Origin of the sequence: Quadrisphaera sp. INWT6, from assembly GCF_015390235.1 — a bacterium.
Lineage (GTDB): Bacteria > Actinomycetota > Actinomycetes > Actinomycetales > Quadrisphaeraceae > Quadrisphaera.
In genome coordinates this window covers 310,536-333,541 of sequence record NZ_VUOH01000005.1, presented here as the reverse complement: position 1 = coordinate 333,541, position 23,006 = coordinate 310,536, and the positions used below count along the sequence as shown (strand labels likewise).

General features: G+C 76.4%; 23 protein-coding genes and 1 pseudogene. 11 read left to right on the top strand and 13 right to left on the bottom strand.

The features are described 5' to 3' along the window. Positions 1-16 precede the first annotated feature (16 nt). On the bottom strand, positions 17-211 hold the full coding sequence (locus tag F1641_RS16500; protein WP_194907378.1) for a PspC domain-containing protein: 195 nt from the start codon (positions 209-211) through the stop codon (positions 17-19). A 5-nt stretch (positions 212-216) separates the two neighbouring features. Beyond that, complete coding sequence (locus tag F1641_RS16495; protein ID WP_194907377.1) at positions 217-1,710, bottom strand: MFS transporter; 1,494 nt, start codon at positions 1,708-1,710, stop codon at positions 217-219. A gap of 78 nt (positions 1,711-1,788) precedes the next feature. Here F1641_RS16495 and F1641_RS16490 point away from each other — a divergent pair, with 78 nt between their 5' ends. From F1641_RS16490 to F1641_RS16480, 3 genes are all read left to right on the top strand, one after another. Then, a complete protein-coding gene (locus tag F1641_RS16490; RefSeq protein ID WP_194907376.1) occupies positions 1,789-2,697 on the top strand; it encodes an Fpg/Nei family DNA glycosylase in 909 nt (302 codons plus the stop codon). A gap of 105 nt (positions 2,698-2,802) precedes the next feature. After that, a complete protein-coding gene (locus F1641_RS16485; protein WP_206691327.1) occupies positions 2,803-4,140 on the top strand; it encodes a hemolysin family protein in 1,338 nt (445 codons plus the stop codon). Next, positions 4,137-4,466 (top strand): rhodanese-like domain-containing protein, encoded by a 330-nt coding sequence (locus tag F1641_RS16480; RefSeq protein WP_194907375.1) that lies wholly within the window; start codon positions 4,137-4,139, stop codon positions 4,464-4,466. The genes F1641_RS16485 and F1641_RS16480 overlap by 4 nt, the downstream gene beginning before the upstream one ends. A 31-nt stretch (positions 4,467-4,497) precedes the next feature. Here F1641_RS16480 and F1641_RS16475 read toward each other — a convergent pair whose 3' ends face one another. Then, positions 4,498-4,776, bottom strand: coding sequence for a hypothetical protein (locus F1641_RS16475; RefSeq protein ID WP_194907374.1), 279 nt, complete (start codon positions 4,774-4,776; stop codon positions 4,498-4,500). A 57-nt stretch (positions 4,777-4,833) separates the two neighbouring features. Between F1641_RS16475 and F1641_RS16470 the strand changes: the two genes are divergently transcribed. The 3 genes and pseudogenes from F1641_RS16470 to pheA all read left to right on the top strand — a co-directional run bounded on the left by F1641_RS16470 (position 4,834) and on the right by pheA (position 7,472). After that, the gene (locus tag F1641_RS16470; protein ID WP_194907373.1) at positions 4,834-5,877 is read left to right on the top strand and encodes an NADPH:quinone reductase; all 1,044 of its coding nucleotides are present in this window, start codon (positions 4,834-4,836) and stop codon (positions 5,875-5,877) included. A gap of 108 nt (positions 5,878-5,985) precedes the next feature. Then, the gene (locus F1641_RS16465) at positions 5,986-6,435 is read left to right on the top strand and encodes an ATP-binding protein (RefSeq protein WP_194907372.1); all 450 of its coding nucleotides are present in this window, start codon (positions 5,986-5,988) and stop codon (positions 6,433-6,435) included. Positions 6,436-6,501: 66 nt separating this feature from the next. After that, a pseudogene (gene pheA / locus F1641_RS24020) lies at positions 6,502-7,472 on the top strand (prephenate dehydratase). 43 nt (positions 7,473-7,515) lie between these two features. On the opposite strand, the gene F1641_RS16455 reads toward pheA, so the two are convergent. Beyond that, positions 7,516-8,664, bottom strand: a complete 1,149-nt coding sequence (locus tag F1641_RS16455; RefSeq protein WP_206691326.1) for a diacylglycerol kinase family protein — start codon at positions 8,662-8,664, stop codon at positions 7,516-7,518. 55 nt (positions 8,665-8,719) lie between these two features. Here F1641_RS16455 and serS point away from each other — a divergent pair, with 55 nt between their 5' ends. From serS to F1641_RS16435, 4 genes are all read left to right on the top strand, one after another. Continuing rightward, positions 8,720-9,979, top strand: coding sequence for a serine--tRNA ligase (gene serS, locus F1641_RS16450; RefSeq protein ID WP_194907371.1), 1,260 nt, complete (start codon positions 8,720-8,722; stop codon positions 9,977-9,979). Positions 9,980-10,199: 220 nt separating this feature from the next. After that, positions 10,200-10,688, top strand: coding sequence for an acyl-CoA thioesterase (locus tag F1641_RS16445; RefSeq protein WP_194907370.1), 489 nt, complete (start codon positions 10,200-10,202; stop codon positions 10,686-10,688). Between the two features lie 117 nt (positions 10,689-10,805). Continuing rightward, positions 10,806-11,513 (top strand): hypothetical protein, encoded by a 708-nt coding sequence (locus F1641_RS16440; protein ID WP_194907369.1) that lies wholly within the window; start codon positions 10,806-10,808, stop codon positions 11,511-11,513. A gap of 9 nt (positions 11,514-11,522) precedes the next feature. Continuing rightward, positions 11,523-11,993 carry an acyl-CoA thioesterase gene (locus tag F1641_RS16435; protein ID WP_194907367.1) on the top strand — a complete coding sequence of 157 codons (471 nt, stop codon included), beginning with the start codon at positions 11,523-11,525 and terminating at the stop codon, positions 11,991-11,993. Here F1641_RS16435 and F1641_RS16430 read toward each other — a convergent pair. The 9 genes from F1641_RS16430 to F1641_RS16390 all read right to left on the bottom strand — a co-directional run bounded on the left by F1641_RS16430 (position 11,918) and on the right by F1641_RS16390 (position 21,762). Continuing rightward, positions 11,918-12,883, bottom strand: a complete 966-nt coding sequence (locus F1641_RS16430) for a TIM barrel protein (protein ID WP_194907366.1) — start codon at positions 12,881-12,883, stop codon at positions 11,918-11,920. The genes F1641_RS16435 and F1641_RS16430 overlap by 76 nt on opposite strands. Further along, positions 12,876-14,000, bottom strand: coding sequence for a Gfo/Idh/MocA family protein (locus F1641_RS16425; RefSeq protein ID WP_206691324.1), 1,125 nt, complete (start codon positions 13,998-14,000; stop codon positions 12,876-12,878). Before F1641_RS16425 ends, F1641_RS16430 begins: the two co-directional genes overlap by 8 nt. Next, a complete protein-coding gene (locus tag F1641_RS16420) occupies positions 13,997-15,055 on the bottom strand; it encodes a Gfo/Idh/MocA family oxidoreductase (RefSeq protein ID WP_194907365.1) in 1,059 nt (352 codons plus the stop codon). Before F1641_RS16420 ends, F1641_RS16425 begins: the two co-directional genes overlap by 4 nt. After that, entirely contained in the window at positions 15,052-16,233 is a 1,182-nt protein-coding gene (locus F1641_RS16415) for a Gfo/Idh/MocA family protein (protein ID WP_255514981.1), read from the bottom strand. The genes F1641_RS16420 and F1641_RS16415 overlap by 4 nt, the downstream gene beginning before the upstream one ends. Before the next feature lie 234 nt (positions 16,234-16,467). Beyond that, positions 16,468-17,478, bottom strand: a complete 1,011-nt coding sequence (locus F1641_RS16410) for a LacI family DNA-binding transcriptional regulator (RefSeq protein WP_194907363.1) — start codon at positions 17,476-17,478, stop codon at positions 16,468-16,470. Positions 17,479-17,534: 56 nt separating this feature from the next. Further along, positions 17,535-18,416: a sugar phosphate isomerase/epimerase gene (locus tag F1641_RS16405; protein WP_194907361.1), complete on the bottom strand. Its 882-nt coding sequence runs from the start codon at positions 18,414-18,416 to the stop codon at positions 17,535-17,537. Positions 18,417-18,485: 69 nt separating this feature from the next. Beyond that, a complete protein-coding gene (locus F1641_RS16400) occupies positions 18,486-19,358 on the bottom strand; it encodes a sugar phosphate isomerase/epimerase (RefSeq protein WP_194907359.1) in 873 nt (290 codons plus the stop codon). Between the two features lie 5 nt (positions 19,359-19,363). Continuing rightward, on the bottom strand, positions 19,364-20,383 hold the full coding sequence (locus F1641_RS23445; RefSeq protein ID WP_194907357.1) for a Gfo/Idh/MocA family oxidoreductase: 1,020 nt from the start codon (positions 20,381-20,383) through the stop codon (positions 19,364-19,366). Positions 20,384-20,544: 161 nt separating this feature from the next. After that, positions 20,545-21,762, bottom strand: a complete 1,218-nt coding sequence (locus F1641_RS16390) for a phytanoyl-CoA dioxygenase family protein (RefSeq protein ID WP_194907355.1) — start codon at positions 21,760-21,762, stop codon at positions 20,545-20,547. A 137-nt stretch (positions 21,763-21,899) separates the two neighbouring features. Here F1641_RS16390 and F1641_RS16385 point away from each other — a divergent pair, with 137 nt between their 5' ends. Beyond that, positions 21,900-23,000 (top strand): LacI family DNA-binding transcriptional regulator, encoded by a 1,101-nt coding sequence (locus tag F1641_RS16385; RefSeq protein WP_194907354.1) that lies wholly within the window; start codon positions 21,900-21,902, stop codon positions 22,998-23,000. Positions 23,001-23,006 lie beyond the last annotated feature (6 nt).

The following is a 23,006-nucleotide window of genomic DNA, read 5'->3' as shown; positions in this document are numbered from 1 at the left end:
CTTCCGCCCGTGAAGGTCACCGCTCCTTCGGCATGACCACCCACAGCACGACGTACGCGACGAACTGCGGCCCCGGCAGCAGGCACGACAGCACGGCCAGCAGCCGCACCAGCGAGGGGCGCACGCCCCAGCGCCGTGCCAGGCCGGCGCAGACGCCGGCGATGATCTTGCCGTTCCGGGGGCGGACCAGTCCGCCGGGTGCTCCAGCCATGCGGTTCACCCTCCCGCAGCCGGGGCCGTCCCGCCCGTCGTCGGCCCCGCGCGGCGCGGCAGCAGCACCCCCGCCAGCACGGCGGCCGCCGCGACCAGCCCCGCGCACACGAGCATCCCCGCGCGGTACCCGGCGGTCAGCAGCTCGGGGTCGGTGTAGGCCTCCCCGGACAGGCCCACCAGCACCGGCAGCGCGGCCACCGACAGCAGCCCGGCGGTGCGGGCGACGGCGTTGTTGACCCCGGAGGCGGCACCCGCCAGCTCCTGCGGGGCCGCCGCCAGCACCCCGGCGGTCAGCGGCGCCACCAGCGCCGAGAAGCCCAGCCCCATGACGAGGACCCCCGGCAGCACCGCCGCGGCGTACGCGTCACCGGGGGAGGCCCCGGACAGGAGCGCCAGGCCGCAGGCCCCCAGCGCTGCGCCGGCGGTGAGCATCGTGCGCACGCCGAGCCGCTGGCCCAGCTGCCCGGCCCGCCCCGACAGCACCCCCAGCAGCAGCGACGAGGGGAGCGAGGCCAGGCCCGCCTGCAGCGGGCTGTACCCGAGGGACACCTGCAGCTGGAGGGCGAGCAGCAGGCCCATCCCCGACAGCGCCGCGTAGACCAGCAGCGTGTAGCCGTTGGCGACCGAGAACGTGCGGTCGGCGAAGAGCGCCGGCGGCACCACCGGCGAGGCCCCGCGGCGGGCCAGGCGCCGCTCGTGCAGCACGAACACCGCAACCAGGACGACGGCGGCCGCCCCCGACGCCAGGACCGCGGGGGAGGCGCCCGAGCCTCCTGCGGTGATGAGCGCCCACGTGCCCGCTCCCAGGGCGAGCGCCCCGAGCGCGGCGCCGCCGAGGTCGAGCGACAGGAGCGCCCGCCCCCGGGGGCCGGGCACGCGAGCGGGACGGTCGGCGGGGACCCTGCGGGCCAGGACCACCGCCGCAGCGGCCACGGGGACGTTCAGCGCGAACACCAGCCGCCAGTCGAGGGCCACCAGCGCCCCGCCGACCACCGGAGCCGCGACGGTCGCCAGCGTCGTCGTCCCCGACCACAGCCCGATGGCGCGGGCCCGGTCCCGCGGGCGCAGCACCGACTGCAGCAGCGCCAGCGACACCGGCGTCAGCAGCGCCGCCCCCACGCCCTGGACCGCCCGCGCCGCCACCAGCGCCCCGGCCGACGGCGCCACCGCGCACGCCAGCGAGGCGAGCGCGAACCACACCACCCCGGTGGTGAACACCCGCCGCAGCCCGAACCGGTCACCCAGCGAGCCGCCCAGCAGCACCAGGGCGGCCAGCGCGAGCGTGTACGCGTTGACCGTCCACTGCAGGACCCCGAGCCCCGCCCCCAGCTCCCGGCCGATGGTCGGCAGCGCCACCCCCACCACCTGCACGTCGAGGAAGGCGACGGCGGAGCCGCAGACCGACGCCCCCAGCACCGCCCGGCCCTGCGGCGAGGCCAGCACCACCCCGCCGGCGCGCTCCTGCTCGCCCTCTCCCTGGAGCAGCCCCGCACGCACGTCCCGATCGTGGGCCCGGACGGGGGAGGCTGCGAGCGCTGGGCGGCCCGCGGCGCCCCCCGGTGCCAGGCTGGACGGGTGCCCGAGCTCCCCGAGGTCGAGGCCCTCGCGGGCTCCCTGCGCCGGCGCCTGGTCGACAGGTCCGTCGTGGCCGCCGTCGACGTCGCGGCGATCAACGTCCTGAAGACCTTCGACCCGCCGCCCACCGCGCTCGCGGGCCTGCCGGTGACGGGGGTGACCCGGCACGGCAAGTGGCTCGACGTCGACTGCGACGGCCTCCACCTGGTGGTGCACCTCGCCCGGGCGGGCTGGCTGCGGTGGTCCGAGCAGCTGCCGACCACGCCGGTGCGCCCGGGCAAGAGCCCGCTGGCGCTGAGGGTGCGCTTCGAGGACCTCGACGACGGCGGCGAGGACGGTCCCGCGGTGGGCCCCGAGCCGCGGCCGGGCTTCGACCTCACCGAGCAGGGGACCCAGAAGCGGCTCGCCGTGCACGTGGTCCGCGACCCGGCCCAGGTGCCCGCCATCGCCTCCCTCGGGCCGGACCCCCTGGAGGACTCCTTCGACGTCGAGGCGCTGCAGGCCCTGCTCGCCGGGTCCCGCCAGCAGGTGAAGGGGCTGCTCCGCGAGCAGTCGGTGCTGGCGGGCGTCGGCAACGCCTACAGCGACGAGGTGCTGCACGCCGCGCGGATCTCGCCGTTCGCGGTCTCCGGCAAGCTCGACGACGACCAGGTCTCCCGCCTGTTCGCCTCGCTCAAGGGCGTGCTCGGCGAGGCGGTGGCCGCGGCGGCGGGCAAGCCCGCGAGCCAGCTCAAGGACGCCAAGCGCGCCGGCATGCGCGTGCACGGCCGCACCGGCGAGGCCTGCCCCGTCTGCGGCGACGTGGTCCGCGAGGTGTCCTTCGCCGACAGGTCGCTGCAGTACTGCGCCACCTGCCAGACCGGTGGCCAGCCGCTGGCCGACCGGCGCACGTCCAAGTTCCTGCGCTGACCCCCGGGCCGACCACGGGGGTGGTCACGGGGGTGGTCACGGGGGTGGCGGCGAACGGGTGCCGGCCGACGGGTCAGCGGCCGTCCGCTCGGCCAGACTGGAGCCGTGGATCCCGGCTTGCTCCTGAACGTCACCGTCGTCGTCGTGCTGGTGCTCATCGGGGGGTTCTTCTCCTGCTCGGAGCTGGCCGTGGTGTCCCTGCGCGAGGGGCAGGTCCGGGCGATGGCCGCGCGGGGCGGCCGCGGCACCGCCGTGGAGCGGCTCACCGGCGACACCAACCGGTTCCTGTCCGCCGTGCAGATCGGCGTCACCCTGTCGGGCTTCCTGGCCTCGGCGTTCGGAGGCAGCCAGATCGCCGTCGTCGTCGCGCCCTGGCTGGTGTCCCTCGGGCTGTCGCAGGGCGTGGCCGACGTGGTGGCGCTCGTCGTCGTGACCGCCCTGGTGACCTACGTGTCGCTGGTGCTCGGTGAGCTCGTGCCCAAGCGCCTCGCGCTCCAGCGCTCCGAGGGCGTCTCGCTCGTCGTCTCGCCCGTGCTCGACCGGATCGCCACGGTCACGACCCCGGTGGTGTGGCTGCTCGGCCGCTCGACCGACGCGGTGGGCCGCCTCATCGGGCTCGACCCGAAGGCCACCCGCGAGGAGGTCTCCGAGGAGGAGCTCCGCGAGATGGTCAGCAGCCACGAGCAGCTGGACGACGACGAGCGCCGCATCGTCACCGACGTCTTCGAGGCGGCGGACCGCCGCCTGTCGGAGGTGATGGTCCCGCGCACCGAGGTCGACTTCCTCGCCGCCGACCTGCCCCTGGAGGAGGCCGCCCTGGTCGTCGAGGACCAGCCGCACTCCCGCTACCCGGTGACGGGGGAGTCATCCGACGACGTCCTCGGCTTCGTGCACGTCCGCGACCTGCTCACCAGCGTCCACCGGCGCACCGGCGGCACGGTGCGCGACCTGGTCCGCCCGGTGGCGATGCTCCCGGGGAGCAAGACCCTCCTGCCGTCGCTGTCGGAGATGCGGCGCAGCGGCCGCCACCTGGCCGTCGTCGTCGACGAGTACGGCGGCACCGACGGCATCGTGACCCTGGAGGACCTGGTCGAGGAGCTCGTCGGCGAGATCCAGGACGAGTACGACCTGCGCGGCGGCGAGCCCCGGTGGTCGCGCGGCGGCGCCTCCGGCCCGGTCGAGCTCGACGGGCTGCTGCACCGCGACGAGGTCCACGAGGCCACCGGCCTGGAGCTGCCCGACGGGCCCTACGAGACCCTGGCCGGCTTCGTCATGACGGCGCTGGGCCGGCTGCCCGGCCGCGGCGACGAGGTCACCGACCTCGGGCACCGCTTCACCGTGGTCGAGGTCGACGGCCGCCGCCCCTCCCGCATCCGCGTCGAGGCCGTGGCGCAGTCTGGTGACGACGAGCCCACCTCCGAGAGCCTGGAGACCCCCGCATGAGCGAGCCCGCACCCGTCGTGACCGCCGCCGACGTCCCGGAGGGGGCGGTGCTGCTCGACGTGCGCGAGCAGGACGAGTGGGACGCCGGCCACGCCCCCGGCGCCCTGCACGTGCCGCTCGGCGACCTGCCCTCCCGCCTGGGCGACCTGCCCGACGACGCCGAGCTGCAGGTCCTGTGCCGCGCCGGCGGCCGCGCCGCGCGCGCCGCGGCGTGGCTGCAGCAGAACGGCTACGACGCCGTCGTGGTCGACGGCGGCATGGGGGCCTGGCAGGACGCCGGCCGCCCCGTGGTCTCCGAGGACGGCTCGGAGCCGCGCGTCGTCTGAGGCCGTCCGCCGCTGGTCGGCAGCCGCCGGGTCACAGGGCCCGGCGGCCCTCCGGCCGGGCGTCCAGCGGGCCGGAGCGCCCGGCGCGCCGGGCGCACTCGGCGCACTCCACGAAGCTCACGGCGGGCACGGCGCGCGTGTCGACGTGCCGCAGGTGCCGCTGGCCCGCCGGGACGGGCAGCTTGCAGCGCGCGCACGTCAGCGGGACGACGCTGACCCGCACCTGGGTGCGGATGCCACCCGCCGCGCTGCTCCCCGGACCGCTCGTCGAGCCGTCCGCCGCAGCACCGTCCTGCCCTCCCGCGTCCACCGGACCATCATCGCGCCCCCGGTCGACCGACCGCCCCGTGCCGCGCAGGATGTCCCCGTGAGAGCGGTGGTCTACGAGCGCGCCGGTGGCGCCGAGGTGCTGCAGCTGGTCGAGCGCGAGGTCCCCCCGCCCGGTCCCGGCGAGGTGCTCCTGCGGGTGGCCTTCTCCGGGGTCAACCCCACCGACTGGAAGGTCCGCTCGACCACCGCCCCGCCCGCGGGCTGGCAGGTGCCCGGCCAGGACGGCTCCGGCGTGGTCGAGGCGGTCGGTGACGGCGTCGACCCGGCGCTCGCGGGGCGCCGGGTCTGGGCCTGGGAGGCCGCGGCCGGGCGCCCCTGGGGCACGGCCGCCGAGCGCGTGCTGGTGCTCGCCGAGCGCGTGGTCCCGCTGCCCGACGAGGCCCCCCTGGAGCTGGGCGCGGCGCTCGGCATCCCCTTCATCACGGCCCACCGCTGCCTCACCCTCGGCGAGTCGGCCCCGTCGCGGGTCGCGCCGGGCAGCTTCGCCGGCCGCACCGTGCTGGTCCAGGGCGGGGCGGGGGCCGTGGGCAACGCGGCCGTCCAGCTCGCCGCGTGGGCGGGGGCGCGGGTGCTGACGACGGTCTCCGGCCCGGAGAAGGGCGAGCTCGCCGCCGCGGCCGGCGCCGACGTCGTCATCGACTACCGCCGCGAGGACGTCGTCGGGCGCGTCCGCGCCGCCGCGCCCGGGGGCGCCGACGTCGTCGTCGAGGTCTCCGGCGCCAACGCCGCGACCACGGCGCGGGTCGTGGCCCAGCACGGGGCCGTCGCGCTGTACGCGGGGTCACCCGGGGAGTCGCTGACCGTGCCGCTGCGCGAGCAGATGGCCCTCAACGCGCAGTGGCACTTCGTGCTCGTCTACTCGGCGCCGGCCGCGGCCAAGGCCGCCGCCGTGGAGGACGTGGCCGCCGCCGTCGCAGCGGGTGCGGTCCGCGCGGGCCGCGAGGCGGGCCTGCCGCTCACCGTGCTGCCCCTGGAGGAGGCGGCCGCCGCCCACGCGGCCGTCGAGGGCGGAGCGGTGGGCAAGGTGCTGCTCGACGCGGGGTCGGTCCGCCCGGCGGCCCCGGGCGGACCGAACGGCTGACAGCCGCCCCGGACGGACCACCACCGGTTTCGTCCGCGCCCTGACGGGTAAAGATCAGTGGTCAGCGCGGTGCCCCGGCAGCGCGCGGGTCCACGAGGGGAGAGCACCGTGCCGGTCACCGTCGAGGTGCCAGCCAGCACGCTGCGGTGCCTGCGGGTGCGCCACGAGCCGGCGGAGGTCTCCGCGGTCCGGCGCGCCCTGCGCGAGGACCTGCGCCGCGACCCGCGCGCCGAGACCGTCGCCGACGACGTCGCCGTCGTCACCAGCGAGCTGGTCGGCAACGCCGTGCGCCACGGCGCCCCCCTCGACGGCGGGCTGCTGGTCCGCTGGGGGGTGGGTGACGAGGGCGTGGTGGTCGAGGTCGTCGACGGCGGCGGCCCCTCCGGCCCGGGCGAGCGTCAGCCGGTCGAGGCCCACGACGCCGACCCCCTCGCCACCTGCGGGCGCGGCCTGCGGATCGTGGAGGAGCTCTCCCGGCGCTGGGGCACCAGCCTCGACGCCGACGGGCGGCGCACGGTGTGGGCCGTCGTCGACGGCGCGGTGCCCGCCGTCGCCTGACGCCGAGGGCGGGGCCGCGGGGCTCGGGGGCTCGGGGCCCGGCCGCGGGGTCGGTACCGTGCGGCCGTGAGCTCGCCCGACAGCCGACCCCCGCTCCGCGTCGTCTACCTCGGGCCCTCCGGCACCTTCACCGAGCTCGCCGCCACCCGGGCGCCCGGGGCCGAGGGCGCCGAGCGGGTCGCCGTCCCGAGCGTCGACGCCGCGCTGGCCGCCGTCCGTGCCGGTGAGGCCGACCTGGCCGTGGTGCCCATCGAGAACTCGGTCGAGGGCGGCGTCACGTCCACCCTCGACGCGCTCGGCGCCGGGCGGCCCCTGTCGATCCGCGCCGAGGTGCTGGTCACCGTGGCCTTCGTGCTCGCCGCCCGCCCCGGCACCCGGCTGGAGGACGTCACCCGGGTGGGCAGCCACCCCCACGCCCTCGCCCAGTGCCGGGGCTGGGTGGCCCAGCACCTGCCCGCCGCCACGACCGTGCCCGCGCTGTCGACGGCGGCCGCCGCGCAGGCGCTCGCCTCGAGCGCGCCCGGGGCCGCCCCCTACGACGCGGCGCTGTGCGCGGCGCCCGCCGCGGCCGCCGCGGGCCTGGAGGTGCTCGCCGAGGACGTCGCCGACAACGACGGGGCGGTCACCCGCTTCGTCGTCGTCAGCCGCCCCGCCCCGCCCCCGGCGCCGACCGGCACCGACAAGACCACCGTGGTGGCGCACCTGGCGGAGGACCGCTCCGGAGCCCTGCTGGAGCTGCTGGAGCAGTTCGCCACCCGCGGGGTGAACCTGACGCGCATCGAGTCGCGGCCGATCGGCACGGCGCTGGGCCGCTACACGTTCTCCCTCGACTGCGAGGGCCACATCGCCGACCCGCGGGTGGGTGAGGCGCTGATGGGCCTGCACCGGGTCTGCCCCCAGGTGCGCTACCTCGGCTCCTACCCCGCGCCGACGGCCTCGCGCCGCAGGCCCCGGCCGGCACCGCCGACGCCGACTTCACCGCGGCCCGCTCGTGGCTGGGTGAGCTGCTCGACGCCGGGGAGCCCCGCCGGGGCTGACGCCGGCGGGTCAGCGCCGGGTCAGCGGCAGGTCAGGGCCGCGTCAGCGGGGCAGGGCGCGGGCGATGCGGGCCTTGGCCCGCAGGGGGCGCCGGGTGGCGCGGCTGGAGACCCGGACCACCAGCGCCTGCTCGTCGACGCGCACGCGCATCGCGGTGGCCTCGCCGATGGTGTCGCCGTCGATCTGCGCCTCCTGCGGCACCTCGGCGACCAGGTCGATGCGCTGGCCGCGCCAGTGGGCCAGGCGCTGGTCGCCCCAGGTGCGGCGGGTGATGACGCGCCCGGCGACGTCGAGCCAGCCGACCACGCCGCGGGGGCCGATGGCGAGCAGGTCGAGGTAGCCGTCGTCGACCTCGGCGTCGGGCATGAGCGCGAGCCCGCCCTGGACCCGGCCGACGTTGCCGACGACGGCGGTGCGGACCCGGCGGCGGTGGGGCACGCCGTCGACGGTGATGTCCATGCGGACGCGGTCGCCGTTGAACTGCCGCAGGCCGGAGACGAAGTACGCGGCCGGTCCCACCTTCGCCTTCAGGGCCTCGGGGGTGCCGGCCATGATCTGCGCGTCGAACCCCATGCCCGCCATGACCAGGAAGCACTCCTCGGCGTCGGGCTCCGGCCGGCCGGGGCGCTCCACGCTGATCCACCCGACGTCGATGCGGCGGTCGATGCCCGAGAGCACCACGCGCATCGCCGCCTCGACGTCGTCGGGGGCGATCTCGGCGGCCCGCGAGGTGACCACGTCGAGGTTGCGGGCCAGGAGGTTGCCGGTGCCGGCGGGCACGAGGCCCAGGGGCGTGCCGGTGCCGGCCAGCACGGAGGCCACGCGGCGCACGGTCCCGTCGCCGCCGAAGGCGACGACGACGTCGGCGCCGGCCGCCAGCGCGCGCCGCGCCTGGCTGGTGCCGGGCTCGGCGACGGTCGTCTCCAGCCAGAGCGGCTCGCGCCACTCCAGGTCGCGGCAGGCCCGGTCCAGGGCGGTCCGCACGCCGCCGATGTCACCGACCTTGGTCGGGTTCACCACGACGGCGGCCAGCGGGCGCCGGTCGGGGACGGAGCGCTCCAGCGACGCGGCCCGCTGGGCGATCCGCTCGGCGATGCTGCGCCGCAGCTGCACCGCCACCATGGTCGAGATCGTCGCCAGCACGAGCGCGAGGAGCGCGACGACCAGGGAGATGGTCTCGGTGGTCGTCACGGCGGGCACGTTATCTGCGTGTGACCCGCGCGGCACCGCCAGTAGTCTCGTCCGCGTGATTGACGTGCGCCTCCTGCGCGACGACCCGGAGGCGGTGCGCGCCAGCCAGCGCGCCCGCGGAGCCGACGAGGGCGTCGTCGACGCCGTCCTGGCGGCCGACACCGCCCGCCGCGCCGCGATGACCACCTCCGAGGGGCTGCGGGCCGAGCAGAAGGCGCTCGGCAAGCAGGTGGCGCAGGCGAGGGGCGACGAGAAGACCGCCCTGCTCGCGCGCGCCAAGGAGCTGGCCGAGCAGGCCAAGGCCGCTGCCGCGGAGGCCGAGGTCCAGGGGGCTGAGTACGACCGGCTGATCCGCTCGCTGGCCAACGTCGTCGAGGGCGCGCCCCCCGGTGGCGAGGACGACTTCGTCGTCCTGCGCGAGGTCGGCGACAAGCCCGAGATCGAGTCGCCGAAGGACCACCTGGAGCTGGGCGAGCTGCTCGGCGCCATCGACGTCGAGCGCGGCGCGAAGGTCTCGGGGTCGCGGTTCTACTTCCTCACCGGCGTGGGCGCGCGCCTCGAGCTGGCGCTGCTGAACCTCGCCGTGGCGAAGGCCGTCGAGGCCGGCTTCACCCCGATGATCACCCCGACGCTGGTCAAGCCCGAGGTCATGGCCGGCACCGGCTTCCTCGGTGAGCACGCCGACGAGGTCTACCGCCTCGCCGCCGACGACCTGTACCTCGTGGGCACCTCGGAGGTCGCGCTCGCCGGGTACCACGCCGACGAGATCCTCGACCTGTCGGCCGGCCCCAGGCGGTACGCGGGCTGGTCGGCCTGCTACCGCCGCGAGGCCGGCAGCCACGGCCGCGACACCCGCGGCATCATCCGCGTCCACCAGTTCCACAAGGTGGAGATGTTCAGCTTCGCCCGCCTCGAGGACGCCGCCGCCGAGCACGAGCGCCTCCTGGGCTGGGAGGAGGAGGTGCTGGAGGCCGTCGAGGTGCCCTACCGCGTCATCGACGTGGCCGCCGGAGACCTCGGCACCAGCGCCGCCCGCAAGTTCGACTGCGAGGGCTGGGTGCCCTCGCAGGGCCGCTACCGCGAGCTCACGTCCACCTCGAACTGCACCACCTTCCAGGCGCGCCGCCTGTCGGTGCGCGAGCGCGGGGACGACGGCTCCACCCGCCCCGTCGCCACCCTCAACGGGACGCTGGCGACGACGCGCTGGCTGGTCGCCATCCTCGAGAACCACCAGCAGCCCGACGGCTCGGTGCGCGTGCCCGAGGCGCTGCGCCCGTTCATGGGAGGCCTCGAGGTCCTCACCCCCGTCCGCTGACCCCGCCCGGCGGGGCCGGCCCCCTCCGCGACGGTCACGCGCCCCGCGCCACACGGCGCGGGGGCGCTGACGTCCGGTGGGGACCCCGGCGCCCCTGCCGCCGGGCCGGGAGGCGGACGTCAGCCTCCCCGTCGGGCCCGGGGTCGCCACCTCCTCGCGGTGATCGTCGGCGGGGAGGTGGGCGCTCCGCCTCCGGAGCGCGGCGGGTAGCGTCGCCGTCGTGTCCGCACCCGGAGGGACTGGCGACGAGGTCGCGCCGATCAGCTTCCGCACCCGCAAGTGGGTGCGCCCGGAGGACCTGAACGCGAACGGCTCCACCTCGGCGGGGAGCGTGCTGCGCTGGGTCGACGAGGAGTCCGCGATCTACGCGATCCTCCAGCTCGGCAGCCACCGCGTGGTCACCAAGCTGATCTCCTCGGCCGTCTTCGAGGCCCCTGCGCGCCTGGGAGACCTGGTGGAGCTCGGCCTGCGCGTCACGCGGTTCGGCCGCACGTCGCTGACCCTGCGCGGCGAGGTCCGCAACATGGTCAGCCGCGAGCGCATCGTCACCATCGACGAGATCGTGTTCGTCGTCCTCGACGAGCAGGGCAGGCCCACGCCGCACGGGTTCACCGAGGTCACCTACGCCCGCGACCGCGTGCCGCGGCACCACCCCGACGCCGAGGCAGCCTTCGGCATCGCGGTGCGTCCTCCGGTCCCAGGCGCCTGACCCCGCCGCCTCTTGACCCGGCGTCAAGAACCGGCGATCTCCACGTGCACGGCTCGCGCTGCGAGCCCTCGCCCGCCCCCATCCTCTGACCTCCGGTACCGGACCAGAGGAGATCGCATGACCGCCCTCGCCCAGCGCAGCGCCGACAGCACCACCGCCGGCGCCGAGCCCCGCGACCCCCGCACCTGGGAGGCAGCCGTGCGCAGGGTCGTCCGCGCAGACCGGGCCGAGCTGGTCGACGGCTCCCGCGCCCAGCGGCACCGGCTGGGCACCACGGGGGTCAGGCACGGCGCCCTGCAGGCGGCACCCGGGGTGGGAGGCGGGCACGACCTCTCCTCCCGCCCGCTCGTCGACCTGCTCGTGCCCGCCCTGCGCGCCCGGTGGGACGCGGACGCCGCAGCGGCTCACGGGGCCTCGGTCGACGGCGATGACGACGCGTCGGTGCTCGCCGAGGTGATGGCCCGCTTCACCGGCGCGTCTCGCGGTCGCACGCTCTGGGTGGCGCCGTTCTCGTCCCGGGCCGGCGAGGGGCCGGCCCTCGGGGTCCTCGCCACCGACTCCCCCCTCGCCGTCCTGGCGCTGCAGGACCGGGCGGACACGGGCGTCGCGGCGATGGCCCGCGTCGACGCGGGGGAGCCGTGGACGGCGCTCGTCCACTCGGTGCGCCTGCCCCTCGTCGACGAGCACGGCCACGCGCTGCGCGACGACGTCGCCTGGCCCGCGGGGCCGCGCTGGTGCGGTGAGCTGCGCGGTGGGGCCGAGGTCTGGACCTGCGGCTCACCCGCCGTCGTCTCGGGTCTTCCGTCGAGGGGCGTCGACCGCTAACCTCCTCATATGTCAGGACAAACTCCGGCGCTGGAGTCCGAGTCCGAGTCCGGGGGGCTGGAGTTCCGCACCCGCAAGTGGGTGCGCCCCGAGGACCTCAACGCGAACGAGACGCTCTTCGGCGGCAGCGTGCTGCGCTGGGTCGACGAGGAGGCGGCGATCTTCGCCATCCTCCAGCTGGGCAACCCCCGCGTGGTCACCAAGTTCATGTCGTCGGTGGAGTTCGTGGCCTCCGCGCGGCTGGGAGACCTGGTCGAGCTGGGCCTGCGGGCCACCCGCTTCGGACGGTCGTCGCTGACGATGCGCGCCGAGGTGCGCAACGTCGTGACGCGGGAGCCCATCGTCACCATCGACGAGGTCGTGTTCGTCAACCTCGGTGACGACGGGCGTCCCGCGCCCCACGGCTACGCCGAGGCGACGTCCGGGCGCGAGCGCGTGCCGCGCCAGTGGGCCACCGGGCCCAGGCCGCAGCCGGCGTAGTACCCGGCGGTGCGCGCGCCGATCGGCAGCGGCACGTCGGGTGCGACGGGGTAGAGGTCCTGCTCCACCACGGTGAAGATGTCGCGGTCGTGGGTGCGGGCGACGTCGGCGAGGGCCGCCAGGAACGGCGGCATCTCCGGCTCGCCGGCCCACGGCTCGCACATCACGCCGAGCTGCACGGCCTCGGCCAGCGAGAGCTGCTCGGCGGCCACGTGCGCGCGGACCTCCGGGTCGACCGACTTCAGGTGCACGTAGGTCACCCGCTCGCCGAAGCGCTCCACCAGCTGGAGGTTGTCGCCGCCGCAGTAGGAGACGTGGCCGGTGTCGAGGCAGAGGTTCACCACGGACGCGTCGGTGTCGGTGAGGAACGCCTCGATGCGCTCCTGGGTGTCGACGTGCGTGTCGGCGTGGGGGTGGAAGACCAGCTCCACGCCGTGCTCCTCCAGCAGGAAGCGCGCCAGCTCGTCGGTGCCCCGGACGAGGTTCTGCCACCCCTCGGGGTCGACGTCCGCGGCCTGCACGGCCGCGCCGGTGTGCATGTCGGTCCACTGCTCCGGCAGGTGCACGAGGTGCCTGGCCCCGACCGCGGCCAGCAGGCGCGCCTCGCGGCCGAAGGCCTCCTTGGCCTGCGCCAGCGCCTCGGCGCCCTTGTGGAGCCCGGCGAAGACGGTGCCCCCGACGACGGTGAGGCCGCGGGCGGCGAGCTCGTCGCGCAGCTGGGACGGGTCCTGCGGCATGAAGCCCTGCGGGCCCAGCTCGGTGTGCGAGTAGCCGGCGCGGGCGATCTCGTCGAGGTACTGCTGCCAGCCCACCTGGTGGTCGTCCTGCGGGAACCACACCCCCCAGGAGTCGGGGGCGGTGCCGAGGGTGAGTCGGGACAGGTCAGGCACGGGGTTCCTCCGGGGTGTCGTTTCGGGGGGTGCTGCGGGCGGTGCTGCGGGCGGTGCGGGTGGCGGCGCGCACGGCGTCGAGCGCGCGCAGGGTCGACAGGGAGTGCTCGAGGGGGCGCAGCGGTGTCTCGGTGAGCCCGGCGGCCACGCAGCGCGCCACCTCCGCGGCCTGCCAGAACAGGCCCGCGTGCCCGGTCTCGGGCTCGCGGCGCACCACCGGGTCGGGCCGGGCGCCCGAGCCGCCGGCGGGCACGAGCACCACGTCGCCGGAGGCGTAGAACGGCCCGGGCAGGCGCAGCGTGGCCCGCTCGCCCACCACGTGGGCGGCCGTCGGGGTGTCGCCGAGCAGGGTGGTGTGGACGGTCGAGAGAGCTTTCCCGTGGGACAGCTCGTGGGTCAGCTCGTGGGTCAGCACAGCGCTGACCTGCGACAGCACGCCGCTGGGGTGGGGGACGCCCACGGCGGCGGCGCCGGTGGCGTCGCCGAGCACCCAGGTGGCCAGCGCCAGCGGGTACGTGGCCAGGTCGAGCAGCGGCCCGCCGTGCTGCGCGGGGTCGAACACCCGGTGGCCGGGGTCGAAGTGCTCGCCCAGGTCGGCGTCGACGGCGCTGACGGCGCCCAGCGCGCCGTCGTCGAGCAGCTGGCGCACGACGTCCCAGCGCGGCAGGTAGGCGCTCCACAGGGCCTCGGCGCAGAAGACCCCCGCGGCGCGGGCGGCGTCGGCGATGCGCTGGCCCTCCGCGGCGTCGAGGGCGAGGGGCTTCTCGACCAGCACGGCCTTGCCCGCCTCGAGGGCCGCCAGCGCCCCGGCGAGGTGGTCGGCGTGGCCGGTGGCGACGTAGACGACGTCGACCTCCGGGTCGGCCACGAGCTCGGCCCAGCTGCCGTGGGCCCGCGCGACGCCGAGGCGGTCGGCGGCGGCGCGGGCGCGGTCGCCGCTGCGCGAGCCGATCGCGGTGAAGCGCTGGCCGGTGCTGCGGGTGACCGCGGTGACGAACCGCTCGACGATCCACCCCGTGCCCATGACGCCCCACCGCAGGGAGGGGGCCTCGAGCGGGTCGGGGGTGCGGGGCTCGGGCAGCGCCGTCGGCAGCGCGCGCGAGGCCGCGGCGCTCACGCCGGGACCTCCACGGCCGTCCAGGAGCCCCCGTCGCGCATCGAGCGGATCGCGGCGTCGCACACCGCTGCCGCCCGGAGGCCGTCGCGGGCGGTGGCCAGCGCCGGTGCCCCCGTCGCGCCGGGTAGCGGGTGCCGCGCGCCGCGCCTGGTGCCGTCCACCCAGGCCTGCAGCTCGAGCCGGTAGGCGTCGGCGAAGCGCGGCCGCCAGTCGGCGGCGAACCCGCTGGAGCGCACCAGGCCCGTCGAGCGCGTGGTGAGGGCGACCACGTGGGTGCTCTCGGCGAGGGCCAGCGCGCCGCGCTCGCCCACCACCTCGCAGCGGATGTCGTACCCGTACCGGGCGTTGAGGAAGACCTCGACGGTGCTCAGCACGCCGTCCGCCGTGCGCAGGAGCAGCAGCTGCGGGTCGTGCAGCCCCTCGGCGGCCTCGGAGCTGCGGCGCGGCGCCTGCCACGACACCTCGGCCACGGGAGAGCCGAGGAGCCACGGGACCGAGTCGGCCTCGTGCACGAAGGAGCCGGTGATGCTGCTCTCGCTCGTGGCGCCCGGACCGGCGGTGACCCCGCGGCTGGTCCCGTGGACGACGAGCGCAGCGCCCACCGCCCCCTCGTGCAGCGCGGCGCGCAGCTCGACGTGGGCGGGGTCGAAGCGCCGCATGAAGCCCAGGGCCACGAGGTGGTCGGTGCCGTCGCGCTCCAGCTGCGCGACCACGTCGCGCGCCTCGGCCAGGGTCGGGGCCAGCGGCTTCTCGCACAGCACCGGCTTGCCCGCCGCCGCGGCGGCCAGCACCAGCGCGGCGTGGGTGGCGTCGGCGGAGGCGACGACGACGGCGTCGACCTCCGGGTCGACCACCAGCGACGGCCCGTCAGGGCTCGTGCCGGCGCCCAGCTCGGCGGCCAGCGCCTCCGCTCGCCCGGCGTCGAGGTCGGTCACCCGGGTGAGCACCGCCCCGGAGACCGACCGGGCCAGCAGCCGGGCGTGGTCGGTGCCCATCACCCCGGTGCCGACCACCCCGACGCGGACGACGCCGTCGGCGCCCGCGCGGGTGCTCATGAGAGGCGCTCCCACGCCCCGGAGTCCACCGAGCGGCTCATCGCGTCGAGCGCCGCGGCGCTGGCCACGGCGTCGTCGAGGGTCGCCGGGCCGAGGTCGGGGGCCAGCGACGGGTCAGCGGCCGAGCGCAGGAAGCGGGCGGCCTCGACCACCTTGAGGTCGTCGTAGCTCATCGACGTGGCCGCGCCCGGCTGGAAGGCGGCGTAGTCACCGGCGCCGGGGCCGACGAACAGCGTCTGCGTCGGGGCGTCCTGGTAGGCGGTGCCGCCGCCGGCGAGCGCCGAGGACGAGACCGACAGCTCGCCCATGCGCCGGAAGTCCCAGCGCAGCGCGCCGCGCGTGCCCGCCACCTCGAACCCGTAGGAGTTCTGCTCGCCCACCGCCACGCGGCTGGCCTCGAGGACCCCGCGGGCTCCCGAGGTGAAGCGCAGCAGGGCGGTGACGGCGTCCTCGTTCTCGACGTCGCCCACGGCCGTGTCCGCGCCGAGCTCCACGCGCTGGTGCCCGGAGGTGGCTCCCGAGGGGACGGCGCGCTGCGGGATGAACACCGCGGTGTCGGCGACGACGGCGGCGAGGTCGCCCACGAGGTAGCGGGCCAGGTCGACGCCGTGGGAGGCGAGGTCGCCCAGCACCCCGGCACCCCCGCGCTCGCGGGAGTAGCGCCAGCTGAGCGCCCCCGAGGGGTCGGCGGCGTAGTCGGACAGCAGGCGCACGCGGATGCTCTCGACCTCGCCGACCGCACCCTCGGTGAGCATCTGGCGCGCGGCCTGGACGGCCGGCGCCCAGCGGTAGTTGAAGCCCACGGCCGAGCGCACCCCGGCGGCGGCCACGGCGTCGCGCACCGCGACGGCGTCGGCCTCGGACAGCCCGACCGGCTTCTCGATCCAGAGGTGCTTGCCCGCCGCGGCGACGGCCTCGCCGATCTCGCGGTGCAGGAAGTTGGGGGCCGTCACGCTGACGGCCTCGACGCGCGGGTCGGCGACCGCGGCGCGCCAGTCGAGCGCGGCGCTCGCGAAGCCGTACTGGGCGGCGGCGGCCTCGGCACGGCCGGGCACCTCGTCGGCCACCACCACCAGCTCGGGGCGCACGCCCAGGTCGGGGTAGTGGTGGACCACCCGCGCGTAGGACTGGGTGTGCACCCGCCCCATCCAGCCGAAGCCCACCACAGCCACACCCAGCGGGCGCGACGCCGTTGCCGTCACCGTTGACCCCTCACGTCTTTGGACCGGTCCAAACAGGTCTCATCGTGGGGCCTGGCCCGCTGCCGCGTCAACGCCCCGGCACCCGCTGCCACCTCCTCCGCGACGATCACGCACCTGAGCGCCACACCGCGGAGGGGTGGCGAGCGACGTGGCGCGGAGGTGCATGATCGTCGAGGAGGGCTGGGGCTGGGGCTGGGGCTGGGGCTGGGGTCAGGTGCGCGGGGGCGCGGTGGTCCGGCGGACGACGAGCGACGTGGGCGCCACCTCGACCCGCCGCTCGCGGCCCGGGTCTGCCACCCGGTCCATGAGCAGGTCGACGGCGGTGGCCCCCACCGCGGCGCTGCTCGGGTCGACCGTGGTCAGGGCCGTGCCGGGCAGGCGCGCCAGCGGCACGTCGTCGAAGCCGACCACGGACAGGTCCTCGGGCACCCGCAGCCCGCACTGGGCCGCGGCGCGCAGCACCCCCAGCGCCGCGACGTCGGCGGCGGCGAAGACCGCCGTGGGCCGGTCTTCCTCGGAGCGGCTCAGCAGCTCGAGCGCCGCGAGGTAGCCGGCGTCCTCGGTCATGGCCGTCCGCACCACCTCACCCCGGACCCCCTCCGCCGCGGCGACGGCGGCCTCGAAGCCCTCCTCGCGGACCCGCATCACGGCCCCGGACGCACCCGCCAGGTGCGCCAGGCGCCGGTGCCCCAGGGCGAGCAGGTGGCCGGTGGCGAGCCGGGCTCCGGCGTCGTCGTCCTGCACGCTGACGTCGACGCCGGGCAGGTCGACGTCGCGGGCCCCCGCCACCACGGTGGGGAGGCGCTGGGCGGCGTCGAGCACGGCCGGCGTCGGCTCGAGGGAGCCCACCAGCACCAGTCCGTCGAGGCGCAGGTCCACGAAGGTGTGGAGCACGCGCCCCTCGGCCGCGGCGTCGAGGCGGGCGTCACCCAGCAGCATCGTGGCACCCGCGGCGTGCAGCCGGGCGTGGACGGCGTCGAGGGCGTCGGCGTACCAGGGGTTGCGCAGGTCGGTGACCAGCACGCCCACCGCCCCCGTGCGGCGCGTGGTCAGGTGGCGGGCCGTGGCGCTGGGCCGGAACCCCAGCTCTTCCACGGCCGCCAGGACGGCAGCGCGCTTCTCGTCGCGCACCAGGGGTGAGCCGTTGATGACCAGGGACACCAGCGACTTCGACACCCCGGCGCGGGCGGCGACGTCGCGGATCGTCGGCGGGCGGGTCACCGGCGCAGCCTGGCACGCCGGTGACCGCCGCCCGTCCAGGACGAGGTCAGGTGACCTCAGGCGAGCTCGGCCGCCAGGGAGCGCAGGTGCTCGGCGCTGGCGCCGGCGTCGGCCACCGGGCCCTCGCCCTCCTCCGGCAGCAGCTGGAGCACGGTGTCCTGCTCCAGCACGAACCAGCCGTCGTACCCGGCGCCCAGCAGCGACTGCAGCAGCGAGCGCACGTCGACGTCGCCCTGGCCCAGCGGGCGGTACAGGCCTTGCTGCACCGCCTCGTAGTAGGTGATCTCGCCGTCACGCACGCGCTGCGCGGTGGGCAGGTGCACGTCCTTGAGGTGCACGTGGCGGATCCGCGCCGCGTGGTCGCGAGCCAGCTCGACGGGGTCGGTGCCGCCGATGAGCAGGTGTCCGGAGTCGAGGCAGAGGCCCACGTCGGTGCCGTCGAGCACGCGCTCGACGTCGGCGCGCGACTCCACGAGCGTCCCCACGTGCGGGTGCAGGACGGCGAGGACGCCGACCTCCGCGGCGGCGTCGCGGGCGCGGCCCAGGTTGGTCAGCAGGGTGGACCAGCCGGTCTCGTCGAGCTCGACGCGCTCGTCGTACCCCGAGAGCCCCGAGTCGGCGGACAGGACCACGACGCCGGCACCCGCGGCGACGAACGCCTCGAGCTCGAAGCGCAGCGCGGGCAGGGGGTCGCGCTCGGGGTCGTGCAGGACGACGGGCACGAACCCGCCCGCGGCCTCCAGGCCGCTCGCGCGCAGGGCCGCGGCGCGGTCGGCCGGCTCCACGGGGAGGAAGCCCTCGGGCCCGAACTCGGTGGCGGTGAGGCCGAGCTGCACCATCTCGCGCAGCACGCGCTCCACGGGCAGCTGGGCGCCCCAGCCGGGCACCTCGCACACGCCCCAGGTGATGGGCGCACCGGCGATCTTCAGGTCGGTCACGGGGGGTCCTCCGGGGTCTGGTGCTGCGGGTCTGAGGGACGGGTCTGGGGGGCGGGTGTGAGGGGTGGGTCAGGAGCGGGACAGGACGGCGAGCGCGGCGTCGCGGGCACGCACCAGGCCCGGCTCGAGGGGGGTCGCGCGGTGCTCGGCCGACAGGGCCTCGACGCCCCAGGGCCCGTCGTACCCGGCGTCGCGCAGCACGCGCACCAGGCCGGGCAGGTCGAACACGCCCTCACCGCAGTAGCGGCGGTGGTCGCGCGTGTCCTCGAAGAGGGTGCCCACCACCTCGGCGTCGGCGTCGTCGAGCTCGACCCCGACCACCAGGCCAGCAGGGCCCGGCGCGAGGCTGGCGGCGAGCTCGTCGAGGGTGGTGCCGGCGCGGAAGACGTGCCACGCGTCGACGCACAGCCCGAACGCCGCGTGGTCGACGGCGCGCGCCAGGTCAGCGCCCGCGGGGATGCTCCTCACGGCCGTCCAGGGCAGGGGCTCGAGGGCGAGGCGGGTGCCGGCGTCGGCCGCCTCGGCGGCGAGGGCCCGCAGGCGCGGGACCAGCAGGTCCGGCTGCCCCGCGCTCGGGTGCTCCGCGGGCGGGGGCGTGGCCTTCACGGACGCGGCACCGAGGGCGCGCGCCGCCGCGAGCAGCAGCTCCCACCGCGGGCGCCACGCGTCGTCGTCGCCCCACCAGCCGTCGAGCAGCTCGACCTCGACGTGGCGGAGACCGCTCTCGTGCAGCAGGGTGGCCAGCTCGGCCAGGCCGTCGGCGCCGAGCGGGGCGAGGTCGGCGTGGAGCAGGCCGAGGCCCACCCAGCCGCTGGCGGCGACGGCGCGCACGCGGTCGGCCAGCGGCAGGGGGCTGCGCTCGTCGGGAGCCGCCGGCAGCACGTCGCCCGCCGAGGTCCAGCAGGTGGCGACGAGCTCCGGCGCGCCGGCGGCGTGGGCCACGGGTGTCAGGCGGTGAGGTCGACGCGCACGGTCCGGCCCTCGCGGGCCGAGACCCCGGCGGCGTCGGCGAGCAGGAGCGCGGCGCGCCCGTCCTCGTAGCCCGGGTTGGTCATCTCTCCGCCGCGGACGGCCACGAGGAAGGCCTCGAGCTCGGCGGAGTACGCCTGGCTGTAGCGCTCCAGGAAGAACGTCTGGAAGGCCGCGCCGGCGTCGCCCGAGGTGCCGTTGGACGAGCGGACCAGGGTGTCGGTGACGTTGCCGACGCTCAGCGTGCCCAGCGGGCCGGTGGCCTCGAGGCGCTGGTCGTAGCCGGCGGCGCAGTGGCGGGAGTTGGTGATGGTCACCGACTGCCCGCCCGCTCCGACGAGGGTGACGACGGCGCCGTCGAAGTCGTCGTGCTTCGCGATGACGTCGGAGAACTGCCGCAGGCCCACCGCGGTGACGGCGACGACGTCGGGCACGAACCAGCGCGCGGTGTCGAAGTCGTGGATGGTCATGTCGCGGAAGATGCCGCCGGAGACCTTGATGTAGTCCTCGGGGGCGGGTGCGGGGTCGCGGCTGATGATGGTCAGCTGCTCCAGCGGGCCCACCTCGCCGGCGGTGACGCGGCGGTGGAGCTCGGCGAAGTGCGGGTCGAAGCGCCGGTTGAAACCGAGGGCCACGGGCGTGCCGGCGGCGGCCGCACGGGCGCGGAGGCCGTCGACGCGGGCGGTGTCGAGGTCGATCGGCTTCTCGCACAGCACCGGCTTGCCGGCGTCGAGGCAGGCGGCGATCAGGTCGACGTGCGTGGAGGTGGGGGAGGCGACCACGACGGCGTCGACGTCGTCGGCGGTGATGGCCTCGAGGGCGTCGGTGGTGGCGCGTCCGCCGAAGCGCTCGACCACGGACGCCGCCCCCGAGATGAACGGGTCGGCGACGACCTGCAGCACGGCGCCCTCGGCGCGGTGGATGCTCAGGGCGTGCACCTGGCCGATCCGGCCGCTGCCGACGAGGGCGATGCGCACGGGCGTGGCGGGACTGGTCACCGGAGGGGCTCCTCGTCGTCGAGATCGTGCGGGAGCGCTGCGGCGCCGCGCGGCGATGCTAGCGAGTTGTCAGGTCATACCGTCAACCCCCACCGAGCGTGATCATGGGATCCGTGCACAGGGGCGCTGTGCACGGATCCCATGATCACGGTCGGGGTGGGTCAGACGGCGGAGCGGCGGCGCTCCCGCTGGGCGTCGAGGGCCTCGACGAGCGCGGCGCGGTCCCACCCCTCGGACAGGGCCTGCCAGACCAGCTCGGCCTGGCTCTGCGGCGCGAGGCCGCCGATCGGCTGGTCGCGGTCGAGGTTGGTCGGGAAGGCGTAGCCCTCGGCCGAGGCCGCCACCACGTTGCGCAGCGAGCGCTCGTCGACGCCCGCCGCCTTCTGGGCGCTCAGGGTCTCGAACAGGGCCTTCGTCATCGCCGTCCTGTCGACGACCTCCATCGCGCGCCCGAAGCCGGACGACACCTGCAGCAGGTTCGCCATGCGGCGCACGTCGGCGCTGCGGTTGGTGCCGGCGCCGTGGAAGAGGGCGGGGTTGAAGAAGGCCGCGTCGCCCTTGGCCAGTGGCAGCTGCACGAAGTTGGCGAGGAAGTACTCGGTGAACTCGGGCTGGTGGAAGGCGATGTAGCCCGCCGGGTACTTCTGCGAGTGCGGCAGGTAGAGCGTCGGGCCGGTCTCCACCGGCATGTCGACGTGCGCCACCGCGCCCTGCAGCGTCAGCACCGGGGAGAGTGCGTGCACCTGCGCCGGGAAGCCCGCCGCCTGCTCCTGGCTCATGAAGCCCAGGTGGTAGTCGCGGTGCGCGGTCTGCGCCTGCCCGCCGGGGTTCACCACGTTGACCTGGGAGGTCACCTGGTAGCCCGAGCCGAGCCACGCCTCGGAGACGAGGGCGAGGGCGTCGTTCGCGTAGTAGTCCGCGAAGGCCTCCGGGGCCCGGACGGCGAACTTGTCCAGGGCGCCCCAGATCCTGTCGTTGGCCCCGGGCTTGGCGAAGTGGTCGCCCGAGGCCGTGCCGGCCGCCTTCTGCTCGGCGATCACCTGGGTGAAGACCTCGGTGGCCGCGTCGACGACGCCGTGCTCGAACGCACCCGTGAAGACGACGATGCCGGGCCCGTCGACCAGGGCGCGGGCGAGCTCCGCCTGCACGTCGCGGCGGCCCTCCGGCGTGGTGGTGTGCTCGCGCAGCCGCGCGCCGTAGACGAGCACGCCCTGCTCGAGGGAGTCGGCGCACGGGTAGTCGGCCAGGTCGGTGGACGCCAGGCCGCCCTCGACCAGGGCGCGGAAGTCGTCCAGGGAGCAGTCGGCGGGGGAGTACCAGCCGGTGGGTGCGCTGGTGCGCGCCGGCGTGGTGGCGGGCCGGGTCGGGGTGGCGGTCATCGTGGTGCCTCTCAGCGTCGAGGAGCGGTGGCGGGGTGAGGAGGGTTCGCCGTGACGACGACGCTAGGTGCGCGCCGGTCGCGGCGGAGGCCCTGAACCCCTCAGAAACCCCTCAGCAGCTCCTCCATGCTGGACCCGTGCGCCACCCCTTCCGCGTCCGCGAGATCGCGGCCCAGGCGGGCCTGTCCGAGGCCACGGTCGACCGCGCCCTGCACGGCCGCGAGGGCGTGCGGCCCTCCACCGCCCGCCAGGTGGAGCGGGCCATCGCCGACCTGCAGCGCCAGGCCGACCAGCTGCAGCTCGGGGGCCGCACCTGGACCCTCGACGTCGTCGTCCAGGCGCCGCTGCGCTTCTCCGTGGAGGTCCGCGCGGCGCTGGAGGCCGAGCTGCCGGGGCTGCGGCCCGCCGTCGTCCGCGCCCGGTTCCACCTGCTCGAGGGGCAGGACGGCGCGGGGCCGGCCCCCGTCGTCGCAGCGCTGCGCAAGGCGGTGCGCTCCCGCAGCGACGGCGTGGTCCTCAAGGCGCCGCAGCACCCCGACGTGGTGGCGGCGGTCGCCGAGCTCGCCGCAGCGGGCGTGCCGGTGGTCACGCTGGTCACCGACCTGCCGGGGTCCGCGCGGGTCGCCTACACGGGGCTCGACAACCGCGGGGCGGGTCGCACCGCGGCGCACCTGGTGGACCAGTGGCTCGGCGCGGCCCCTCCCCGCGATCATGCAGAAGACCCGCACGCCGGGTCGCTGCGCGGGGGTCTTCTGCATGGTCACCGCGCTCGGGTGCTGGTGGTCCGCAGCGGTGGGGCTGACCTCGGCGAGGACGAGCGCGCCGAGGGGTTCACCGAGGTGCTCGGGCCGCGCGAGGTCATCGAGGTGGTCGACGACGAGCAGCGGCCCGGGGTCGTGGTCGACGGGGTGCGCTGGGTGCTCGCCAGCGCAGGGGGCCCTGCCGTCGCGGCGGTCTACGCGATGTACGCCGGCGCCGGGGGAGCGGCGCGCGTGCTCGACTCGCTGGCCGCCGCCGGGCAGCACCCCCGCGTCGTCGTCGTGCACGACCTGGCCGCCGAGCACCTCGCGCTCCTGCGCGCCGGCCGTGTCTCCGCCGTGCTGCACCACGACCTGCGCACCCACCTGCGGCGCGCCGCCCGCGTGCTGCTGCAGGCCCGCGGGGCGCTCCCCGGCCCAGCGCGCTCCTGGGCGGCACCGGTGCAGGTGGTCACCCGCTTCAACGTCCCGCTGCGCTGACCGCGC

Bases quoted from the DNA above. Each gene is read 5' to 3' on its own strand.
- F1641_RS16500 (WP_194907378.1), bottom strand. From the start codon at position 211: ATGGCTGGAGCACCCGGCGGACTGGTCCGCCCCCGGAACGGCAAGATC.
- F1641_RS16480 (WP_194907375.1), top strand. From the start codon at position 4,137: ATGAGCGAGCCCGCACCCGTCGTGACCGCCGCCGACGTCCCGGAGGGG.
- F1641_RS16440 (WP_194907369.1), top strand. From the start codon at position 10,806: ATGACCGCCCTCGCCCAGCGCAGCGCCGACAGCACCACCGCCGGCGCC.
- F1641_RS16435 (WP_194907367.1), top strand. From the start codon at position 11,523: ATGTCAGGACAAACTCCGGCGCTGGAGTCCGAGTCCGAGTCCGGGGGG.
- F1641_RS16420 (WP_194907365.1), bottom strand. From the start codon at position 15,055: ATGAGCACCCGCGCGGGCGCCGACGGCGTCGTCCGCGTCGGGGTGGTC.
- F1641_RS16390 (WP_194907355.1), bottom strand. From the start codon at position 21,762: ATGACCGCCACCCCGACCCGGCCCGCCACCACGCCGGCGCGCACCAGC.